Raw genomic sequence first — 15826 nt, 5'->3', positions numbered from 1 at the left:
GCCCGGCTGGGCCCGATTCCCACAGAAGGAGAAATCCCATGGCATTCACCAACGACGAGGTCCTCGCCGGCCTGGCCGAGCTCATCACCGACGAGACCGGAATCTCGTCCGACGAGGTCGCCCTCGAGAAGTCGTTCACGGACGACCTCGACATCGACTCGATCTCGATGATGACGATCGTCGTCAACGCCGAGGAGAAGTTCGGCGTCACCATCCCCGACGACGAGGTCAAGAACCTCAAGACCGTCGGCGACGCCGTCACCTACATCTCGTCCAACCAGGCCTGATCCGCGCGTCCGGTGGGGGTTCGCCCCCACCGGAGCAGCACGAGGGAACCATGAGCAACAAGCGAATCTTCGTCACCGGCATCGGTGCGACCTCCCCCATCGGCGGAACCGCCGGCGAGAGCTGGGACGCCCTCCTCGCCGGAGAGTCCGGCGCGCGCACCCTCGAGCACGAGTGGGTCGAGCAGTACCAGCTGCCCGTCACGTTCGCCGCCGAGGCGAAGGTGCGCCCCGAGACTGTGCTGGAACGCCCCGTCGCCAAGCGGCTCGACCCGTCGTCGCAGCTCGCGATGGTCGCCGCCAAGGAGGCCTGGGAGGACGCGGGTTCGCCCGAGGTCGACCCTGAGCGCCTCGGCGTCGAGTTCGCCACGGGCATCGGCGGCGTGTGGACGCTCCTCGATGCCTGGGACACCCTGCGCGAGAAGGGGCCGCGTCGCGTCATGCCGATGACGGTGCCCATGCTCATGCCCAACGCGGCGGCGGGCAACCTGTCGCTGCACTTCGGTGCCCGCGCCTACGCCCGCACCTTCGCGAGCGCCTGCGCGTCGAGCACCGAGTCGATCGTCAACGCCCTCGAGCACATGCGCGCGGGCCTCGCCGACGTCGTGATCGCCGGCGGTACCGAATCGGCGATCCACCCCATCACGATCGCCTCGTTCGCATCGATGCAGGCGCTCTCGCGACGCAACGACTCCCCGGAGACGGCATCCCGTCCCGGCAGCATCGACCGCGACGGCTTCGTCATGGGCGAGGGGGCGGCCGTGCTGATCCTCGAGACCGAGGAGCACGCGAAGGCGCGCGGCGCCAAGATCTACGCCGAGCTCGTCGGCGGCGGCGTGACGGCGGATTCGTACCACATCACCGCCAACGACCCCGAGGGCACCGGCGCCGCGCGCGCCGTCCGTCTCGCCCTGGAGATGGCGGATGCCGCGCCGGACGACGTGACCCACGTCAACGCGCACGCGACCTCCACCCCGGTCGGCGACCCGAACGAATACGTCGCACTGAAGTCCGTCTTCGGCGACCGTGTCGAGGAGATGCCGGTCTCGGCTACGAAGGCCTCCACGGGCCACCTGCTGGGCGGTACGGGCGCCCTCGAGGCGATGTTCACGGTGCTCGCCCTGCGCGACCGTGTCGCTCCCCCGACGATCAACATCACTGAGCCGGACCCGGCCGTGCCGTTCCGCCTGTCCGGCGACGCGGTGCCGCTCGGCGACGGTGACCAGCTGGCCATCAGCAACTCGTTCGGCTTCGGCGGTCACAACGCCGTCGTCGCGTTCCGCTCGGTCTGATCCGACACACGACAGACGCCCCCGGGAAGCCACCGGGGGCGTCTGTCGTTCTATCCAGGCGGGGCCGAGGCCGCCCCGGTCTCCGGGAAGCCGTCCGAAGCCGGTCGAAGCTCTCCTGCCCCGCCTGAAGACCTGTCCGATCGTGGAGTGTCCGCTCGGGACGGGTCGTCTCAGCCGACCTTGTGCAGCCAGACGACCGGTGCGTCGTCGCTGGCGTGACGGAACGGCTCGAGTTCGTCGTCCCAGGCGACGCCGAGCGCGACGTCGAGCTCTCGCTGGAGTTCGGTGATGTCGCCGGCCGCGATCTCCATGGCGTACCGCAGGCGGTCCTCGCCGATGACGACGTTGCCGGCCGAGTCCGTCTGGGCGTAGTGGATGCCGAGGCTCGGCGTGTGCAGCCACCGGCCGCCGTCGCTGCGCGGCGTCGGGTCCTCGCTCACCTCGTAGCGCAGGTGCTCCCACCCGCGCATGGCGGTCGCGAGGGCGGCGCCGGTGCCGGCGGGTCCCTCCCAGTAGAACTCCGCGCGTCGGCTGCCGTCGAGGACGGGCTGGTCCGCCCACTCGAAGTTGACGGCGTGCCCGAGGGCACGCCCGGCCGCCCACTCGAGGTGGGGGCACAGCGCGCGTGGCGCGGAGTGGATGAAGATCACTCCGCGCGCCTGAGGTGTGGCCATCGATCTCTCCGTTTCGTTCAGGTACGTCTTCCCCTACGACCTGATGAAGAGTGCTGGCCGGATATCCGGTTGTGCCGCCATTATCGCCTACGTCGACGTCGAATCACAACCGTGTAACACTCACGGCTCCGGTCATCCGTCAACCCCGTAGGACGCTGCCCTCTGCAGAGGCACAGTGGCCGCTCGACGGAAGGAAGATCATGAACGAGAACGCCCCTCACCACCGCGACGCCGACGACGCCCACGCCGACGACGCGCCGCCGACCGACGCCGCGAGCGACGAGGTCAAGGCCGACGCGGCCCGAGCCGGCGACGAGGTGTCGGACGACGGCCTGTCGGACGACGAGGACGACCCCTTCCCCCAGGGACCGTCGATCACACATCCCTGATGGGGCGAGGATCCGCGGTCGTCGGCCGCGCACTCGCCCTCGTGTTCCTAGCCGTGCAACGGGTGCAGCATCCACGCCCGATCCATCCCCGCGGATTGCCGTTGACCGGCTCGGTGCACTGGATGCCTCGGAACACCCGCTCCGGCATCCGTTGGATCGACGACCCCGCCGCCGGGGAACGACAGCCGCTCGAGGGGCGCCTCTCGCGCTCGATCGGGCTCCCGGCACCCCTGCCCGACGTCATCGGGCTCGCGCTGCGCGTGCAGACGCCCGAGGGGCCGGCTGACATCGAGCTCGCCTCGACCGGGTCCGGCGTGCCGCTCAGATTCACCCTCCTGCTGCGCTCGCGACCGTCGCCGGGCGTGTACGGCACGCTCGTCCCCTACGAAAGCGATCAGGGCCGCGTGATGGTGCGTGCGCGCTCGCTCGGGCCGCGTCTGCCCGCGCGGCTGGGCGAGCTGCACCGCACGCTGCGCCGGACGGCGTGGTGGGTGGAGCTCTCGCATGCGACACCCGCGGGGCCGTGGCATCCGTTCGCCCTGGTCGACCTGCGAGCGGCCGACAGTCCGGACGTGATGAGGGCGGATGCCGGTCGTCGCCTCATCCCCGGCGCGCGGATGCCCGCGTGGTTCGAGGCGCTGCGTCAGCCGTCCTACGACGCCGTGCAACGCGGTGATCGGTAGGGCGGGTGGGACTTGAACCCACGATCGTCGGGTTATGAGCCCGCTGCCTTGACCAGCTTGGCCACCGCCCCCTGTGAGGACGAGCCTATCGTTTCGGTCGTTCCTCGTCCTTGACGGGCGGATCCGGCCAGACCTTCGCGACGGTCTCGGTGATCCGGATCGATCCCGTCGTGGGCTTCTTGCCGTCGGTGAACTCGGTGCTGCCGCGGGAGATCGGGATCTCCTGGCTGTCGCTGATCACCTGCGGGTGGTACCGGGCGAGCTGGAAGACGCCGACGATCGCGAGCGCGCCCGCCACGGTGAACCCGATGTACGCCCAGAACGGGGCACCGCTCGCCTCGTCGAGGACGGCGAGGCCGATGACGATCGCGACGATCGGGTCGATCACCGTGAGTCCGGCGATGACGAGGTCCGGCGGGCCCGACGAGTACGCCGTCTGGACGAAGTAGGCGCCCATCGCCGTTCCGGCGAGCAGCGCGACGATGCACAGGACCGTCAGCCACTCGAAGTCGCCGTTGGCGATGCGGTTGATGACGACCTTCGCGAGGGTCGCGACGAAGCCGTAGACGATGCCGGCCGCGACGATGTAGAAAAGGGCCCGCATCCGCTTGCGGAGGGTCACCCACAGGACGCCCAGTACGACGACGACGCCGAGGAGGATCCACAGGACCGTCAGCAGCTGCGGGTCGCTGATCGGACGCTCGGTCGCGTACAGAGCGGCGACCGTCACGAAGATGAAGATGCCGCCCACGCACAGGGCGATCGAGGTGATCGACCGTCGCGTCGGCTTGTGACCGCTGACCCGCGCGTTGAGCAGCGTGGTGATGACGAGAGAGATCGCACCGATCGGCTGCACGAGGATCAGCGGCGCGAAGGACAACGCCGCGAGCTGGCAGAGGATCGCGAGGCCCAGCATGACGGTCCCGAGGACCCACGACGGACGGCGCAGCAACCGCAGTAGCTGACCGCCGGTCAGTCCGGAGACACCCGCCTGCGCAGTGAGCTGCTCGACCTTCTGCACGCCGCGGTGCTGGTACTGCGCCCCGAACGACATGAACACCGCGCCGATGATCGCGAGCGGGATGCCGATGAGGATCGCCGGGTTGCCGAAGACGCCGACGAGCTCGTCGGTGAGGTCGTCGATCGGCGTCCCGGGAAGAATCACGCCTCGACGATACCGGGCGCGAGCCTCGTTAGGCTTTTGACGTGGCCGTACTTCCGATTCGCATCATGGGCGATCCCGTCCTCCATTCCGTCGCCGCTCCCGTCGACGAGGTGACCGACGACATCCGCACGCTCGTCGCCGACATGTTCGAGACGATGGACACGGCACCGGGTGTCGGCCTCGCCGCCCCGCAGGTCGGCGTCGGGCTCCGCATCTACACGTACTCGTATCAGGACGACGACGGGCAGCCGTGGCGGGGCGTCCTGATCAATCCGGAACTCTGGATGACGCCTCCCGAGCCCGGCTCCCCCGACCCCGACGACGAGTCCGAGGGGTGCCTGTCCTTCCCGGGCGAGCGGTTCCCCCTGCGCCGGGCCGACGCGGTCCTGGTGACGGGCACGGACCTCGACGGGGCTCCGGTCGAGATCCGCGTCGAGGGGTGGCGCGCACGCATCATGCAGCACGAGTTCGACCACCTCAACGGCATCCTCTACGTCGACCGCCTGTCGGACTCCGACTGGAAGACCACCCAGAAGATCGCCCGCAAGCGCGGCTGGGGCAAGCCCGGACAGAGCTGGATGCCGGGCGTCGACGACCTCGACGCTTGAACGACCGTCCCGCCATGGAGCCGTGGGAGCTGCACGGGTGGTTCGACGACTTCGTCGACACCTGCAACCGGCACGATCTGGCGGCGATCCGGGATCTTCTCGATCCGGGTGTCCGGCGCGCCCACCTGCCCGCAGGAGCGGACGCCTGGATCGATGACCTGGCCGACCTGTTCCACGGCTTCCCGGACTGGCGGTGGAAGACGATCCAGGTGGTCGCCGAGGACGATCGGATCGCCGCGCACCTGCGCGCCGGCGGAACGCACACCGGGGTGTGGCGCGGCATCCCGCCGACGCGTCGGCACGTGAACGTCGCCGAGTTCCTGTTCCTGCGCATCACGGCGGGACGCGTGGTCGCCGTGACCGGATCGGGCGACGAGGCCGTACAGGCCCAACTCACCGACTGACACCGATGTCCGCCGCTCTGCGTACGATCGCGGAGTCGGCCGGAGAGAGGGATGCCGGTTGGGTGCGAACAGGCGGTACGCGGCGAGCGTCGATGCGCGGATGGACGACCGCATCCTGCAGCGGGTGGCGTCGCGCGGCATCCTGCAGTCCCTCACGAAAGAGGAGCTGGAGCTCGACCGCAGGCCCGTGACGACCGATCCGCGCCCCGCCCGGGTGCAGGCGTGGGTGCGCTTCGGCGCCGAGCCGGTGCTCGTCGATGCGGATCTGTGCATGTGGACCGACCGGGCCGCGGCGATCCGATTCCGGGTCGGCGATCAGGAGCGCCGGTGCTGGGTGTGGTCGGGCGCTGTGCTCCGCGACGGGTGAGGTCAGGCTCGGCGTGAGCGCCGCGCTCGACTCCGCGTTCCGCGCGCAGCTCGTATGTTCCGCTGCGGGTTCTTGAGCGCCAGGACGAGCGCTCCGTATCCGCGGAATCGCGGGACGCGGAAGCCCGCGAGCAGGCGCCCGAGCGATCGTCCGAGCTGCACCGCGCGGCGCTCGGACTGCAGCGGCTGCACGCGTGCGACGTCGTCGAGGTCGATCGGTGAGAGCGCCAGGACTTTCGCCGCGACGGCACGCTCGATCAACGCAGCACCTCGACGGGTGCGCGCGATCACCACCGACGACCCCTCACCCTCGTCGAAGGTCGGGAAACCCCGCTCGTCCGTCGCCCAGAAGTCACCCACCGCGATGTCGGCGTGCTCACCCGTGCCGTCGGGACAGATCTTGCAGCGGGACTGCAGCTGCCGACCGAGGTGGTGACCCCACGACTCGTTGTAGTCCTGGGATCCGCTGGCCGCACCGGTGAAGACGAACCGGCCCGGCCACCCGTCCCCCCGGTACCGCAGCGAGGTGAGTTGCTCGGGGTCACCGCCGAGCTTCTGGACGAGACCGTCGGTCGCATGCTGACTCGGAGTGCCGGCGCAGAAGAACGAGAGCAGGATCGGGTCATCCCCGGAGGTGGCGTCGAGGTACTGGCGAAGACCGGCGACCTCGCAGGGCTTACCGACCATCCCGCCACCGTTCCACGCGGAGGGCACGCTGACGGGCGCGTATCGCGAGCCGGCAGCCGCAAGCGCTTCCTCCCGGGAGGTGATCGTGACGGGCACCGTCCGCTTCGGACGCGAAGCGTCCTGCGCGGCACCGGTGACGACCGCAGCCTCTCCGACGTCGACGAGAAAGGCGGTCAACGCCGTCAACACGCCCCCGCTGCTTCCCGCTCGTCGGACAAAGTCGTCGACCGCGTGCCCTTCCCACGCAGCGACCACGCGACCGAACAGCCAGTGCGTCGATCCCTCCGAGTCGGGTGCGCGCAGTCGGACGCCGGGGCAGGATGCCTGGAAGGTGCGCGCCGCGTCATCGTCCCCGCCGCGCGGTGCCACGGTGGGTCGCATGAATCCGTCGGCGGACAGTCCCATCGTGATCCGGTCGGACACCAGCGCACAGACACCGCAGCCCGTGCAGTTGTCGTTGCGGACGACCGCGTCGACGGCGTCGGCCAGAAGATCCCTGTTCGCGCGCACGCGATCCCCGTTCGCTCCCGTCAGCCCTGCTCCTCAGAGCCCCCAGGGACTGACGACCTGATCTGTCTACCAGAAACACCGTGAGAAAGCGGCTCGGAAAGCTGTCGTCAGGTCGCGACGGCGACGCCCGGCACCTCGGCGAGGGAGGTGTACACCGGGAGGCCGCGCTCCCGCGCGATCGCCACGTCCTGATCTGCGCCTCGGGACTCGCCCGGAAGGCGCAGCACGGCGTCGCAGTGCTGCAGCAGTCGCTCGGCCGTCGGGTACATGACCTGCGCGGCCAGGGGATCGTGCGGACCTTCGGCGCCGGCGCTGCGCAGAACGGGCAGTGCCACCCACTCCCCGATCATCGGGATGTGGCCGGCTCGGAAGATCGGCCAGGCGGCCTGCTCGAGGCGCTCGAGATTGCGCCGCATGAGGTCGGGGTTTCCGTTCGTACCCGAGGCGTACGGGCCGGCGATGAGGATCAGGAGGGGGCGAGGTGCGTCGGAGGCGGTCATGCCGATAGAATAAGCACAAACATGCATAAACGTGAAGGATCGCGAATGCTCGCCGCCACCCGCAAACAGTTGCTGCTCGACCGACTCCGCTCGGACGGCCGCATCGTCGCGAAGGAGCTCGCCGCGGAACTGGGGCTCTCCGAGGACAGCATCCGCCGCGATCTCCGCGAACTGGATGCCGCCGGGCTGGCCGTCCGGGTGTACGGCGGCGCCCTTCCCGCATCCCCCGCCGTCGCAGACTACGGGGTGCGCGAAACCGTCGCGACCGACAGCAAGACACGCGTCGCGCGGCGCGCGGCCCAGCTGATCGAACCGGGCAGCACCGTCATCCTCGACGGCGGGACGACCGCGCTCGCGACCGTGCGCGCCCTCGACCCCGGACGCGAGTGCACGATCATCACGCACAACCCCACCGTGGCGGCCGCGCTGCTGCACCACACAGCCGAGGTCATCATCCTCGGGGGCCGCCTGTTCAAGCACTCGGCGGTCGCCTCGGGCGCCGCCGCCGTCGAGGCGGCGATGACCGTTTCCGCGGACCGGTTCCTGCTCGGCGTCACGGGTGTCCACGAGGACGCCGGTCTCACCACCGGCGACGCCGACGAGGCCGCGATGAAGCGCACGCTCGCGAGCCGCGCGGCGGAGACGTTCGTCCTCGGCAGTGCGGAGAAGATCGGGGCCGCGTCACGGTACCAGGTCCTGACCTGGGATGCGGTCGACGGGGTGATCGTCGACGCGGAGGATGCTGCCGGCGCCGCGACGCTGTCCGCTCTCGAACGGCGCGGGGTCAGCGTCCTGCGCTGAGGGTCAGCGCCGGCACGGGCGCGACTGCCGGCGGAACCGGGCTTCGCGGGACGCGACGTGGACGCCGAGTCCCGTGATGCCCGCGACGAGCGCGCCGAAGAGGGCGAAGAAGGCGACGTCCTGGCCGCCGCCGTACTGGAACGCGGCCCAGACCAGCAGGACCACGGAGGCGGCGAGGACGATCACGCCCGCGCGTTCGCCCCAGCTCCACACCTTCCAGCCTCCGACGACGGTGCTCATGGCTCCAGGATGAGGCCGCTCCGGGCCCCGCGCAAGAAAACTTCTCGCAAGAGCGGATGCCGCGCCCCGGCATCCGTGCCGCGAAAGCGAGAACCCCCGGCGGGACCGGGGGTTTCGTTCAATGGCTCCCCGGCTTGGACTCGAACCAAGAACCTATCGGTTAACAGCCGATTGCTCTGCCAATTGAGCTACCGAGGATCAGTCACCCGCCACCGGGCAACCACACAATCGTAGCAAAGCCCGAGGGGTGCTCGTGACATCAGCCGCCGATGCGTGTCGCTTCGTCGGGGGTCCAGAGCACGTCGTCCAGGGTGGGGCCGACACCGATCGGGCGACCGGCGCGCAGGACGAGGACCTGGGCCTCGAGGTCGGCAACGAGCTCGCGCTCGTTCGTGACGACGAGCAGAGCCATCCCGTCGTCGACACGTCGCCGGAGAGCGTCGAGGACGGCGGGCCGGACGTCGACATCGAGGTTCGCATAGGGCTCGTCCGCGATGAGGACCGTGGGATCGAGCACGAGGCTGCGCGCGATCGCGACGCGTTGACGCATGCCGGAGCTCAGCTCGTACGGGTACTTCTCCGACGCCCCGATGGGGAGCTGCAACTCGTCGAGCAGCGCGGCGACCCGCAGCGCGAGGGCGCGCGCGTTGACCTTGCGATCACGGGCGGTGATCGGTTCCGCGACGATCTCCGAGATGGTGAGCCGCGCCGGAAGATCCGAGTTCGCGCCTTGACGCAGGTGCCCGGTGCGATAGGTCAGGACCCGCCGGGCGCGACCCCGTGCACGAAGGGAGATGCCGGCGACCTCCCCGACCCCGCCGACGATGCGCAGGTCGCGGTGGTCCGCCCCCGCGAGACAGGAGGCGAGACTCGACTTGCCGGAACCCGTCGCGCCCATCACCGCGACGACCTCGCCCGGCGCGACCCGCAGAGACACCCCGTCGATGACACGCGTATCTGCGGAGACACGAGCGATCGACAGGTCGGAGCAGTAGATGGCGGCATCCGGTTCGGTCACTCGAGGCATGCGATCCATCCTCATCCGTCGGGGACGCGGGCGCCAGTCCGGGGCGGTGCGTTGTTCCGCCGGGGCTTTTGGGGGCGCGGGGTGTCGTGGCGCATCATCCGCTCGCGGCCGGCTGACGAGGATGAGAGGACTCTCATTTTCGGGGTGTGCATAACGTGTGTTCTGGGCCGGTTTTGCCGGGGTGGATGTCGGTGGCCAGTGGCAGAGTGCAGGTATGACGGATGCGGCGGAAACCCCCGGTGGCGAGGACTATCTCGCTGCTCTGGCGGGGGTTGTCGCGGGCGTCGATTCCGCGGCTCGACGGATCGCCGCAGCGCAGATCGACGAGCTGCGTATGCTCGCTGCGGCGGGCCGTCTGGCCGAAGCGCAGATCGCGCAGCGCAACGCCCGTGTGCAGGTCCATGACATGGCCCTTCGGTCGATCGCGGCGGAGGTCGGCGGGGTCATGCGTGTCACTGATCGGACCGTGCAACGCCGGATCGGCGAAGCACGAACCCTGGTCGAAGGCTTCCCCGCGACGGTCGAGGCATGGGAGCAAGGGCGGATCGTGCGTGGTCACGCGATCGCGATCCTCGAGACCGGGACGAGTCTTCCGGCCGAGATGTGGGCGGAGTTCGAGCAGGTCGCAATCCCGCGGTGTGAACGGGACACCCCGAACCGGGTGCGAGGCGAGCTCGAGATCCTTGCGCACCGGATGCACCCGCGCTCGTTCGCGGAACGGCACGAGGAAGCCGCGGCCGGGCGGTGCGTGCGGATCGTGCCGGGGCGGGACGGGATGAGCGACCTGATCGCGACCCTTCCGACAGTGATTGCGGAGGGGATTCACGACAGGCTGACGCAGCAGGCGAGGGCGATCATCGACACCCGTGACGAGCGTGCCGCCGCGCGCGGCGACGCGGGTGTCGCGTCCGGGCGCGAAGCCGCGCAGAGCGACGACGGCACGGGCAATGGCGACGGCGACGGAGATTTGGCCACGGTCATCGCCACCGATCAGCGTTCCACGGATCAGGTCCGGGCGGACGTGTTCGCCGACCTCCTCCTCGCAGGGACACCGGCGCTGGATGACACCCGCGACACCACCGCCGGGCCGCTCGGCGCGATCCGCGCTCGCGTGCAGGTGCTGGTCCCCGCCGCGACCCTCACGGGAGAGGACGATGGGCCGTGCGACCTCGCGGGCCGCTCCGCCATCGATCCCGCGACCGCCCGCACCCTCGCCAGCGGTGCGCAGATCTGGGAGCGCCTGTTCCACGACCCCACGACCAAGGTCACCGTCTCAACCGACTCGTACCGTGTCCCCTTCGGGATGCGACGATTCCTGCAAGCCCGCGACCAGCACTGCCGATTCCCCGGATGCCGCGTCGCAGCCATCCACTGCGAAGTCGACCACACTCACGATCACGCGCTCGGCGGACGAACCGAACTCTCGAACCTCGCCCACCTGTGCCACAGGCATCACTCGATGAAGCAGTTCACCGCGTGGAGGGTCCGACAACTCCAGGGTGGCGTCCTCGAATGGACCTCACCCCTCGGCAGGACCTACCGCGAAGACGCCCCCACCCCGGCCGTCGCCTTCACCCCTGCCGCACCATCACCGCCGCCACCGACCGCACCAGCGAAACCCGCACCCTTCTAAGCATCACTCGGCAATCAGAGCGCGTCGCTCTCGTAGCCCAGCGAACACTCCTGAGCGTGACGCGGCGGGGAGAGAGCGTCGCCCGCGCAGCCCACCGTCACGCGGCGGTGCGAGAACGCCCCGCATCCCACCATCCCGCGTTTCTGCGCGGCGACACAGAGCGTCAGACGAGATCAGCCAGCGTCCGGCGCCGCTGGTCAAGGTCGCGCAGCGCGACCCGAACCGCGCGACCCTCCTCGGAGTCCGCCGGCACGCGCTGGACGGCGCCGAGCAGCTCCGCCTTCTCCCGATCCATCGCCCGCAGCCGAAGCCGACGGCACAGCGCACGCGCCGACGTCGTCGCCTCCACCTCCGTCAGCGCCGGGAACGACGCCGTCAACAACTCAGCGGCGAGCCCCCGATACGGCTCCCGCGTCGCATCCACGGCGGCCGTCGACCACCCGACACGCGAACGGTCCGGCTGCGCCGCCACGGCCTGGCGCACCGCGTCGAGCGCCGGATGCTCCATCGGGATCTGCAACGCGGCATCCACCTCTTCCCGGTCGATGACGTGCCCGTACTGCAGCACACCCATCAGCGCATCCCGCTCGAGGGTCACGCTCGCCGTCCGCGGAAGGCTCGCCACCGTCACCCGCAACGACGGTGCCGCCCCATCCGAGGACCTCGCGACCGGAGCCGCCTCCGGCTCCCGCGGGCCGCGCGGCCCGCGCGCCGCGCGCTCCACCGCCGGAGTGACCTCACCGAGGTCCATCCCGAGCTTGCGCGCCAGCACCCGCGTGTACCCCGGCCGCAGCGACGAGTCGCGGATCTCCGCGACGATCGGCGCGGCCGCGCGCAACGCGCCGACCCGGCCCTCGACGCTCCCGAGATCGAACCCGGCCAGCTTCTGGTCGATCACGAACTCGAACATCGGCGCCTTCGCGTCCATCAACGCCCGCACGGCACCGTCGCCGCGATTGAGCCGCAGATCGCACGGGTCGAGACCGTCCGGCGCGACCGCCACGTATGTCTGCGCCGCGAACCGCTTCTCCTCCGAGAACGCCCGCAACGCCGCCTTCTGCCCCGCGGCATCCGGATCGAACGTGAAGATCACCTCGCCCGAAGCGCTGTCGTCACCCATCACCCGACGCAGCACCGTGATGTGGTCCGACCCGAACGCGGTGCCGCACGTCGCGATCGCCGTCGTCACCCCGGCGAGGTGGCACGCCATCACGTCGGTGTACCCCTCGACGACGACGACACGGTGCGAGCGGGAGACGTCCTTCTTCGCGAGGTCGAGACCGTAGAGGACCTGCGCCTTCTTGTAGATCGGCGTCTCGGGCGTATTCAGGTACTTGGGCCCCTGGTCGTCCTCGTACAGCTTCCGCGCCCCGAAGCCGATCGTCTGGCCCGTGAGGTCGCGGATCGGCCACACCACCCGTCCGCGGAACCGGTCGTACACCCCGCGCTGCCCCTGCGACACGAGCCCCGCCGTCGCCAACTCCTCGTCGGTGAAGCCCTGCGCACGCAGGGCGTCGCGCATGTTGTTCCACCCCTTCGGGGCGTATCCGACACCGAAGTGCGCGGCGGCACCGGCATCGAACCCGCGTTCGCCGAGGAACCGGCGACCCGCGTCGGCCTCCGCCGTCGCGAGCTGCCCCCGGAAGTACTCGGCCGCGGCCGTGTTCGCCTGGTAGAGCCGCGTGCGGCCGCCGGTCTCGGGCGCAGCACCGCCGTCCTCGTAGTGCAGCTGGTACCCGATGCGAGCCGCGAGACGCTCGACCGCCTCGGTGAACGACAGGTGGTCCATCGCGCGCAGGAACGAGTAGACGTCGCCCGACTCCCCGCATCCGAAGCAGTGGTAGTAGCCCGCCTGGGGCCGCACGTTGAAGCTCGGACTGCGCTCATCGTGGAACGGGCAGAGCCCCTTGAGGGACCCCACGCCCGCTGACTTCAGGGCGACCCGCTCCCCCACGATGTCCGCGATGTTCGTCCGGGCCTTCACCTCGTCGACGTCGGACTGCCGGATGCGGGCCATCAGAGACCTTCGATCGGCTCGGGAAGGGCGAAGCTCGCGTTCGCGACGACCCGAGACCCCGCCGGCCACAGGCCGAGTTCGCGCAAGTCCACCGGCCCGACGAGAGCCGAGTGCCACTCGATCGCGAAACGGTCGGTGAGCGTCGCCACCTGATCGACCACGACGCGCTTGCGTTCGACATCGCTCGACGCCGCCGCGAAGTCCACCGCGTGCACCCGATCGAGGTGCTCCGGACGCTCCAGCAGAGCCGACGCGAGGCGCTTCAGCACCCGACGCTGCTCCTTGTAGAGCCCCTTACGACCGTCGATCGACACGACGAACGCCCCGATCGTGCCCTTCAGCACCGCCATCTCGGCTTCGATGACCCGCGGCACGATCATCCGTCCCCGGTAGCGGGTCAGCGCGGGCGTGTCGTAGTGCTCGCGCGTCGCCGCCGTCGCGGCACGAGCGAAGCGCCCGATGAAGTCGGACGTGAGGTTCTTCAGCCGGGCCACCGACGCCCGCGTGCCGTCGAAGTCGGTCATCCACTCGGGAAGTCGCACGAGTCGGTACAGCGCATCGGCGAGTTCATCGCGGCTGAACCCGAGCCCGACCCACGACTGGATCGCCGTCAGCAGCGCCTCGCGCTCCCGGGCATCCGCGAGTCGGCGGGGATCGAGGTAGCCGTTCAGGACGGCGTCCTCGAAGTCGTGCACCGAGTAGGCGATGTCGTCGGAGAGGTCCATGACCTCGGCCTCGATGCACCGCACCCGACCGGGCGCGCCCTGCCGCATCCACCGGAAAATCGCCTCGTCCTCGGCGTACACACCGAACTTCTGGCGTCCTCCGGGATCCGGGATTGCGTGATCCGCCGTCCACGGGTACTTGCAGGTCGCGTCGAGGCTCGCGCGGGTGAGGTTCAGCCCGAAGCTCTCGCCGTCGTCGTCGACGACCTTCGGCTCGAGACGGGCGAGGATCCGGAGCGACTGCGCATTGCCCTCGAACCCGCCGATGTCCTCGGCCCACTCGTTGAGCGCCCGCTCGCCGTTGTGCCCGAAGGGCGGATGCCCGAGGTCATGGCTCAGGCACGCCGTGTCGACCACGTCGGGCGAGAGCTCGAGCGCGATCGCGAGCTCGCGTCCCACCTGTGCCACTTCGAGCGAGTGGGTCAGCCGGTTGCGGGCGAAGTCGTCGGGGCTCGCGGGGCTCAGCACCTGCGTCTTCGCCGCGAGCCGTCGGAACGCCGCGGAGTGCAGCACCCGGGCGCGGTCACGGGCGAACCCGTCGCGCAGGGAACGGTGCTTCTCCGGGTGGAAACGCTCGGCGTCGTGGTCGTCGTAGCCCGTGGGACGTCCGGCGGCGATGCCCACGCTCGCGCCGACCACCGACTCAGCCGCCACTGGTGTCGAGCTCCGCATCCGCAAGGGCGGTGGATGCCGCGTGTCCGATCTCGCGCGAGTCGAGCCACCCGTCGGGCAGGGCCGGCCGCTTCGGCGTGCCCGCACGCCCGCGCTGACCCTCCGCGGCGGCGCCGGGGTACGGCGCGTCGAGGTCGAGCGTCGCGAGCAGCTCGTCGATCTCCGCGAGGCTCGACGCGGTCGCGAGGCGAGCCCGCAGGTCGCCCCCGACGGGGTAGCCCTTGAAGTACCAGGCGACGTGCTTTCGGATGTCGCGGCAGCCGCGGTCCTCGTCCTCGAAGAACTCGACCAGCAGCTCCGCGTGGCGACGGAACGCGGCCGCGACGAACCCGAGGGTCGCATCGACGGGCGGAGCGGCGTGGCCGGTGCCGAGTTCGCGCGCGAGGTCACCGAAGAGCCAGGGGCGGCCGAGGCATCCGCGTCCGACGACGACACCGTCGCAACCGGTCTCGGCCATCATCCGGCGGGCGTCCTCCGCCGACCAGATGTCGCCGTTGCCGAGCACGGGGACGCTCGTGACCGTCTCCTTCAGCTTCGCGATCGCGGACCAGTCCGCGTGGCCCGAGTAGAACTCCGATGCCGTTCGCGCGTGCAGCGCGACGGCGGCGACGCCGGCGCCTTCGGCGATCCGGCCCGCCTCGAGGTAGGTCAGGTGGTCGGAGTCGATGCCCTTGCGCATCTTGACGGTCAACGGGATGTCGCCGGCGGCCTTCGCGGCGCGTTCGACGATCTCGCGGAACAGCTCGGTCTTCCACGGCAACGCCGCGCCGCCGCCCTTGCGGGTCACCTTGGGGACGGGGCATCCGAAGTTCAGATCGACGTGATCGGCGTGATCCTCCTCGACGATGATCCGGACCGCGGCCTCGACGGTCGCCGGGTCGACGCCGTACAGCTGGATCGACCGGGGGGTCTCCGACTCGTGGTGGCGGATGAGCCGCATCGTCGTCGCGTTGCGCTCGACCAGAGCGCGCGTCGTGATCATCTCGCTCACGTAGAGGCCCGCACCGTACTCGCGGCACAGGCGGCGGAACGCCGTGTTGGTGATGCCGGCCATGGGTGCCAGGACGACGGGGGCGTCGAGGGTGATCGGCCCGATACGCAGGGGCGCGGGGGGTGCGAGGGTCGAGGACATATCCTTCCCATTCTCCC

Annotated in this window: 18 protein-coding genes and 2 tRNA genes; 9 read left to right on the top strand and 11 right to left on the bottom strand. The window is 70.2% G+C overall.

Going from position 1 to position 15826, the window contains the following annotated elements; all coding sequences use genetic code 11:
* The first annotated feature begins 38 nt into the window (after positions 1-38).
* Both Q9S71_RS09415 and Q9S71_RS09410 read left to right on the top strand, forming a co-directional pair.
* Complete coding sequence (locus Q9S71_RS09415) at positions 39-287, top strand: acyl carrier protein (protein ID WP_036308817.1); 249 nt, start codon at positions 39-41, stop codon at positions 285-287.
* Positions 288-337: 50 nt separating this feature from the next.
* Positions 338-1576, top strand: coding sequence for a beta-ketoacyl-[acyl-carrier-protein] synthase family protein (locus tag Q9S71_RS09410; protein WP_064002158.1), 1239 nt, complete (start codon positions 338-340; stop codon positions 1574-1576).
* Between the two features lie 170 nt (positions 1577-1746).
* Here the strand turns inward: Q9S71_RS09410 and Q9S71_RS09405 are convergent, their stop codons facing one another.
* Positions 1747-2250, bottom strand: coding sequence for a DUF3145 domain-containing protein (locus tag Q9S71_RS09405; RefSeq protein ID WP_064002159.1), 504 nt, complete (start codon positions 2248-2250; stop codon positions 1747-1749).
* A gap of 200 nt (positions 2251-2450) precedes the next feature.
* On the opposite strand from Q9S71_RS09405, the gene Q9S71_RS09400 reads away from it, so the two are divergent.
* On the top strand, positions 2451-2639 hold the full coding sequence (locus tag Q9S71_RS09400; RefSeq protein ID WP_311861992.1) for a hypothetical protein: 189 nt from the start codon (positions 2451-2453) through the stop codon (positions 2637-2639).
* Between the two features lie 122 nt (positions 2640-2761).
* Complete coding sequence (locus Q9S71_RS09395) at positions 2762-3322, top strand: hypothetical protein (RefSeq protein WP_311861991.1); 561 nt, start codon at positions 2762-2764, stop codon at positions 3320-3322.
* Here Q9S71_RS09395 and Q9S71_RS09390 read toward each other — a convergent pair.
* Both Q9S71_RS09390 and Q9S71_RS09385 read right to left on the bottom strand, forming a co-directional pair.
* Positions 3320-3393, bottom strand: a tRNA-Ile gene (locus tag Q9S71_RS09390). The genes Q9S71_RS09395 and Q9S71_RS09390 overlap by 3 nt on opposite strands.
* A gap of 14 nt (positions 3394-3407) precedes the next feature.
* The gene (locus tag Q9S71_RS09385) at positions 3408-4487 is read right to left on the bottom strand and encodes a DMT family transporter (protein ID WP_064002163.1); all 1080 of its coding nucleotides are present in this window, start codon (positions 4485-4487) and stop codon (positions 3408-3410) included.
* 41 nt (positions 4488-4528) lie between these two features.
* Between Q9S71_RS09385 and def the strand changes: the two genes are divergently transcribed.
* The 3 genes from def (at position 4529) to Q9S71_RS09370 (ending at position 5866) form a co-directional block, all read left to right on the top strand.
* Entirely contained in the window at positions 4529-5095 is a 567-nt protein-coding gene (gene def, locus Q9S71_RS09380; protein WP_217531752.1) for a peptide deformylase, read from the top strand.
* 14 nt (positions 5096-5109) lie between these two features.
* On the top strand, positions 5110-5499 hold the full coding sequence (locus Q9S71_RS09375) for an ester cyclase (protein ID WP_311861990.1): 390 nt from the start codon (positions 5110-5112) through the stop codon (positions 5497-5499).
* Positions 5500-5599: 100 nt separating this feature from the next.
* On the top strand, positions 5600-5866 hold the full coding sequence (locus Q9S71_RS09370) for a hypothetical protein (protein WP_311861989.1): 267 nt from the start codon (positions 5600-5602) through the stop codon (positions 5864-5866).
* Between the two features lie 2 nt (positions 5867-5868).
* Here Q9S71_RS09370 and Q9S71_RS09365 read toward each other — a convergent pair whose 3' ends face one another.
* Together Q9S71_RS09365 and Q9S71_RS09360 are read right to left on the bottom strand one after the other, a co-directional pair.
* Positions 5869-7062, bottom strand: a complete 1194-nt coding sequence (locus tag Q9S71_RS09365; protein ID WP_311861988.1) for a Coenzyme F420 hydrogenase/dehydrogenase, beta subunit C-terminal domain — start codon at positions 7060-7062, stop codon at positions 5869-5871.
* Positions 7063-7169: 107 nt separating this feature from the next.
* The gene (locus tag Q9S71_RS09360; protein ID WP_311861986.1) at positions 7170-7562 is read right to left on the bottom strand and encodes a DUF4406 domain-containing protein; all 393 of its coding nucleotides are present in this window, start codon (positions 7560-7562) and stop codon (positions 7170-7172) included.
* Between the two features lie 45 nt (positions 7563-7607).
* On the opposite strand from Q9S71_RS09360, the gene Q9S71_RS09355 reads away from it, so the two are divergent.
* Positions 7608-8363, top strand: a complete 756-nt coding sequence (locus Q9S71_RS09355) for a DeoR/GlpR family DNA-binding transcription regulator (RefSeq protein ID WP_311861985.1) — start codon at positions 7608-7610, stop codon at positions 8361-8363.
* A gap of 3 nt (positions 8364-8366) precedes the next feature.
* Here the strand turns inward: Q9S71_RS09355 and Q9S71_RS09350 are convergent, their stop codons facing one another.
* From Q9S71_RS09350 to Q9S71_RS09340, 3 genes are all read right to left on the bottom strand, one after another.
* A complete protein-coding gene (locus Q9S71_RS09350) occupies positions 8367-8603 on the bottom strand; it encodes a hypothetical protein (RefSeq protein ID WP_311861984.1) in 237 nt (78 codons plus the stop codon).
* 122 nt (positions 8604-8725) lie between these two features.
* Positions 8726-8801 (bottom strand) — tRNA-Asn (locus Q9S71_RS09345).
* Positions 8802-8862: 61 nt separating this feature from the next.
* Positions 8863-9630: an ATP-binding cassette domain-containing protein gene (locus Q9S71_RS09340; protein ID WP_311861983.1), complete on the bottom strand. Its 768-nt coding sequence runs from the start codon at positions 9628-9630 to the stop codon at positions 8863-8865.
* Positions 9631-9844: 214 nt separating this feature from the next.
* On the opposite strand from Q9S71_RS09340, the gene Q9S71_RS09335 reads away from it, so the two are divergent.
* A complete protein-coding gene (locus Q9S71_RS09335) occupies positions 9845-11263 on the top strand; it encodes an HNH endonuclease signature motif containing protein (RefSeq protein WP_311861981.1) in 1419 nt (472 codons plus the stop codon).
* 163 nt (positions 11264-11426) lie between these two features.
* Here Q9S71_RS09335 and dnaG read toward each other — a convergent pair whose 3' ends face one another.
* The 3 genes from dnaG to dusB are packed head-to-tail and all read right to left on the bottom strand — an operon-like array spanning position 11427 to position 15809.
* Complete coding sequence (dnaG, locus tag Q9S71_RS09330; RefSeq protein ID WP_311861980.1) at positions 11427-13280, bottom strand: DNA primase; 1854 nt, start codon at positions 13278-13280, stop codon at positions 11427-11429.
* Positions 13280-14677: a deoxyguanosinetriphosphate triphosphohydrolase gene (locus Q9S71_RS09325; RefSeq protein ID WP_311863229.1), complete on the bottom strand. Its 1398-nt coding sequence runs from the start codon at positions 14675-14677 to the stop codon at positions 13280-13282. The genes dnaG and Q9S71_RS09325 overlap by 1 nt, the downstream gene beginning before the upstream one ends.
* Positions 14649-15809: a tRNA dihydrouridine synthase DusB gene (dusB, locus tag Q9S71_RS09320; protein WP_217531453.1), complete on the bottom strand. Its 1161-nt coding sequence runs from the start codon at positions 15807-15809 to the stop codon at positions 14649-14651. Before dusB ends, Q9S71_RS09325 begins: the two co-directional genes overlap by 29 nt.
* Positions 15810-15826 lie beyond the last annotated feature (17 nt).

The sequence above is a fragment of the Microbacterium gawkjiense genome (assembly GCF_031932225.1).
GTDB lineage: Bacteria > Actinomycetota > Actinomycetes > Actinomycetales > Microbacteriaceae > Microbacterium > Microbacterium gawkjiense.
Note: the sequence above shows the minus strand (reverse complement) of the source record. Positions and strands in the feature narration are given on the sequence as shown.

Bases quoted from the DNA above. Each gene is read 5' to 3' on its own strand.
- Q9S71_RS09360 (WP_311861986.1), bottom strand. From the start codon at position 7,562: ATGACCGCCTCCGACGCACCTCGCCCCCTCCTGATCCTCATCGCCGGC.
- Q9S71_RS09410 (WP_064002158.1), top strand. From the start codon at position 338: ATGAGCAACAAGCGAATCTTCGTCACCGGCATCGGTGCGACCTCCCCC.
- Q9S71_RS09335 (WP_311861981.1), top strand. From the start codon at position 9,845: ATGACGGATGCGGCGGAAACCCCCGGTGGCGAGGACTATCTCGCTGCT.
- Q9S71_RS09395 (WP_311861991.1), top strand. From the start codon at position 2,762: ATGCCTCGGAACACCCGCTCCGGCATCCGTTGGATCGACGACCCCGCC.
- Q9S71_RS09400 (WP_311861992.1), top strand. From the start codon at position 2,451: ATGAACGAGAACGCCCCTCACCACCGCGACGCCGACGACGCCCACGCC.
- Q9S71_RS09370 (WP_311861989.1), top strand. From the start codon at position 5,600: ATGGACGACCGCATCCTGCAGCGGGTGGCGTCGCGCGGCATCCTGCAG.
- Q9S71_RS09375 (WP_311861990.1), top strand. From the start codon at position 5,110: ATGGAGCCGTGGGAGCTGCACGGGTGGTTCGACGACTTCGTCGACACC.
- Q9S71_RS09405 (WP_064002159.1), bottom strand. From the start codon at position 2,250: ATGGCCACACCTCAGGCGCGCGGAGTGATCTTCATCCACTCCGCGCCA.
- Q9S71_RS09415 (WP_036308817.1), top strand. From the start codon at position 39: ATGGCATTCACCAACGACGAGGTCCTCGCCGGCCTGGCCGAGCTCATC.
- Q9S71_RS09325 (WP_311863229.1), bottom strand. From the start codon at position 14,677: ATGCGGAGCTCGACACCAGTGGCGGCTGAGTCGGTGGTCGGCGCGAGC.
- dnaG (WP_311861980.1), bottom strand. From the start codon at position 13,280: ATGGCCCGCATCCGGCAGTCCGACGTCGACGAGGTGAAGGCCCGGACG.
- Q9S71_RS09340 (WP_311861983.1), bottom strand. From the start codon at position 9,630: ATGCCTCGAGTGACCGAACCGGATGCCGCCATCTACTGCTCCGACCTG.
- Q9S71_RS09355 (WP_311861985.1), top strand. From the start codon at position 7,608: ATGCTCGCCGCCACCCGCAAACAGTTGCTGCTCGACCGACTCCGCTCG.
- dusB (WP_217531453.1), bottom strand. From the start codon at position 15,809: ATGTCCTCGACCCTCGCACCCCCCGCGCCCCTGCGTATCGGGCCGATC.
- Q9S71_RS09350 (WP_311861984.1), bottom strand. From the start codon at position 8,603: ATGAGCACCGTCGTCGGAGGCTGGAAGGTGTGGAGCTGGGGCGAACGC.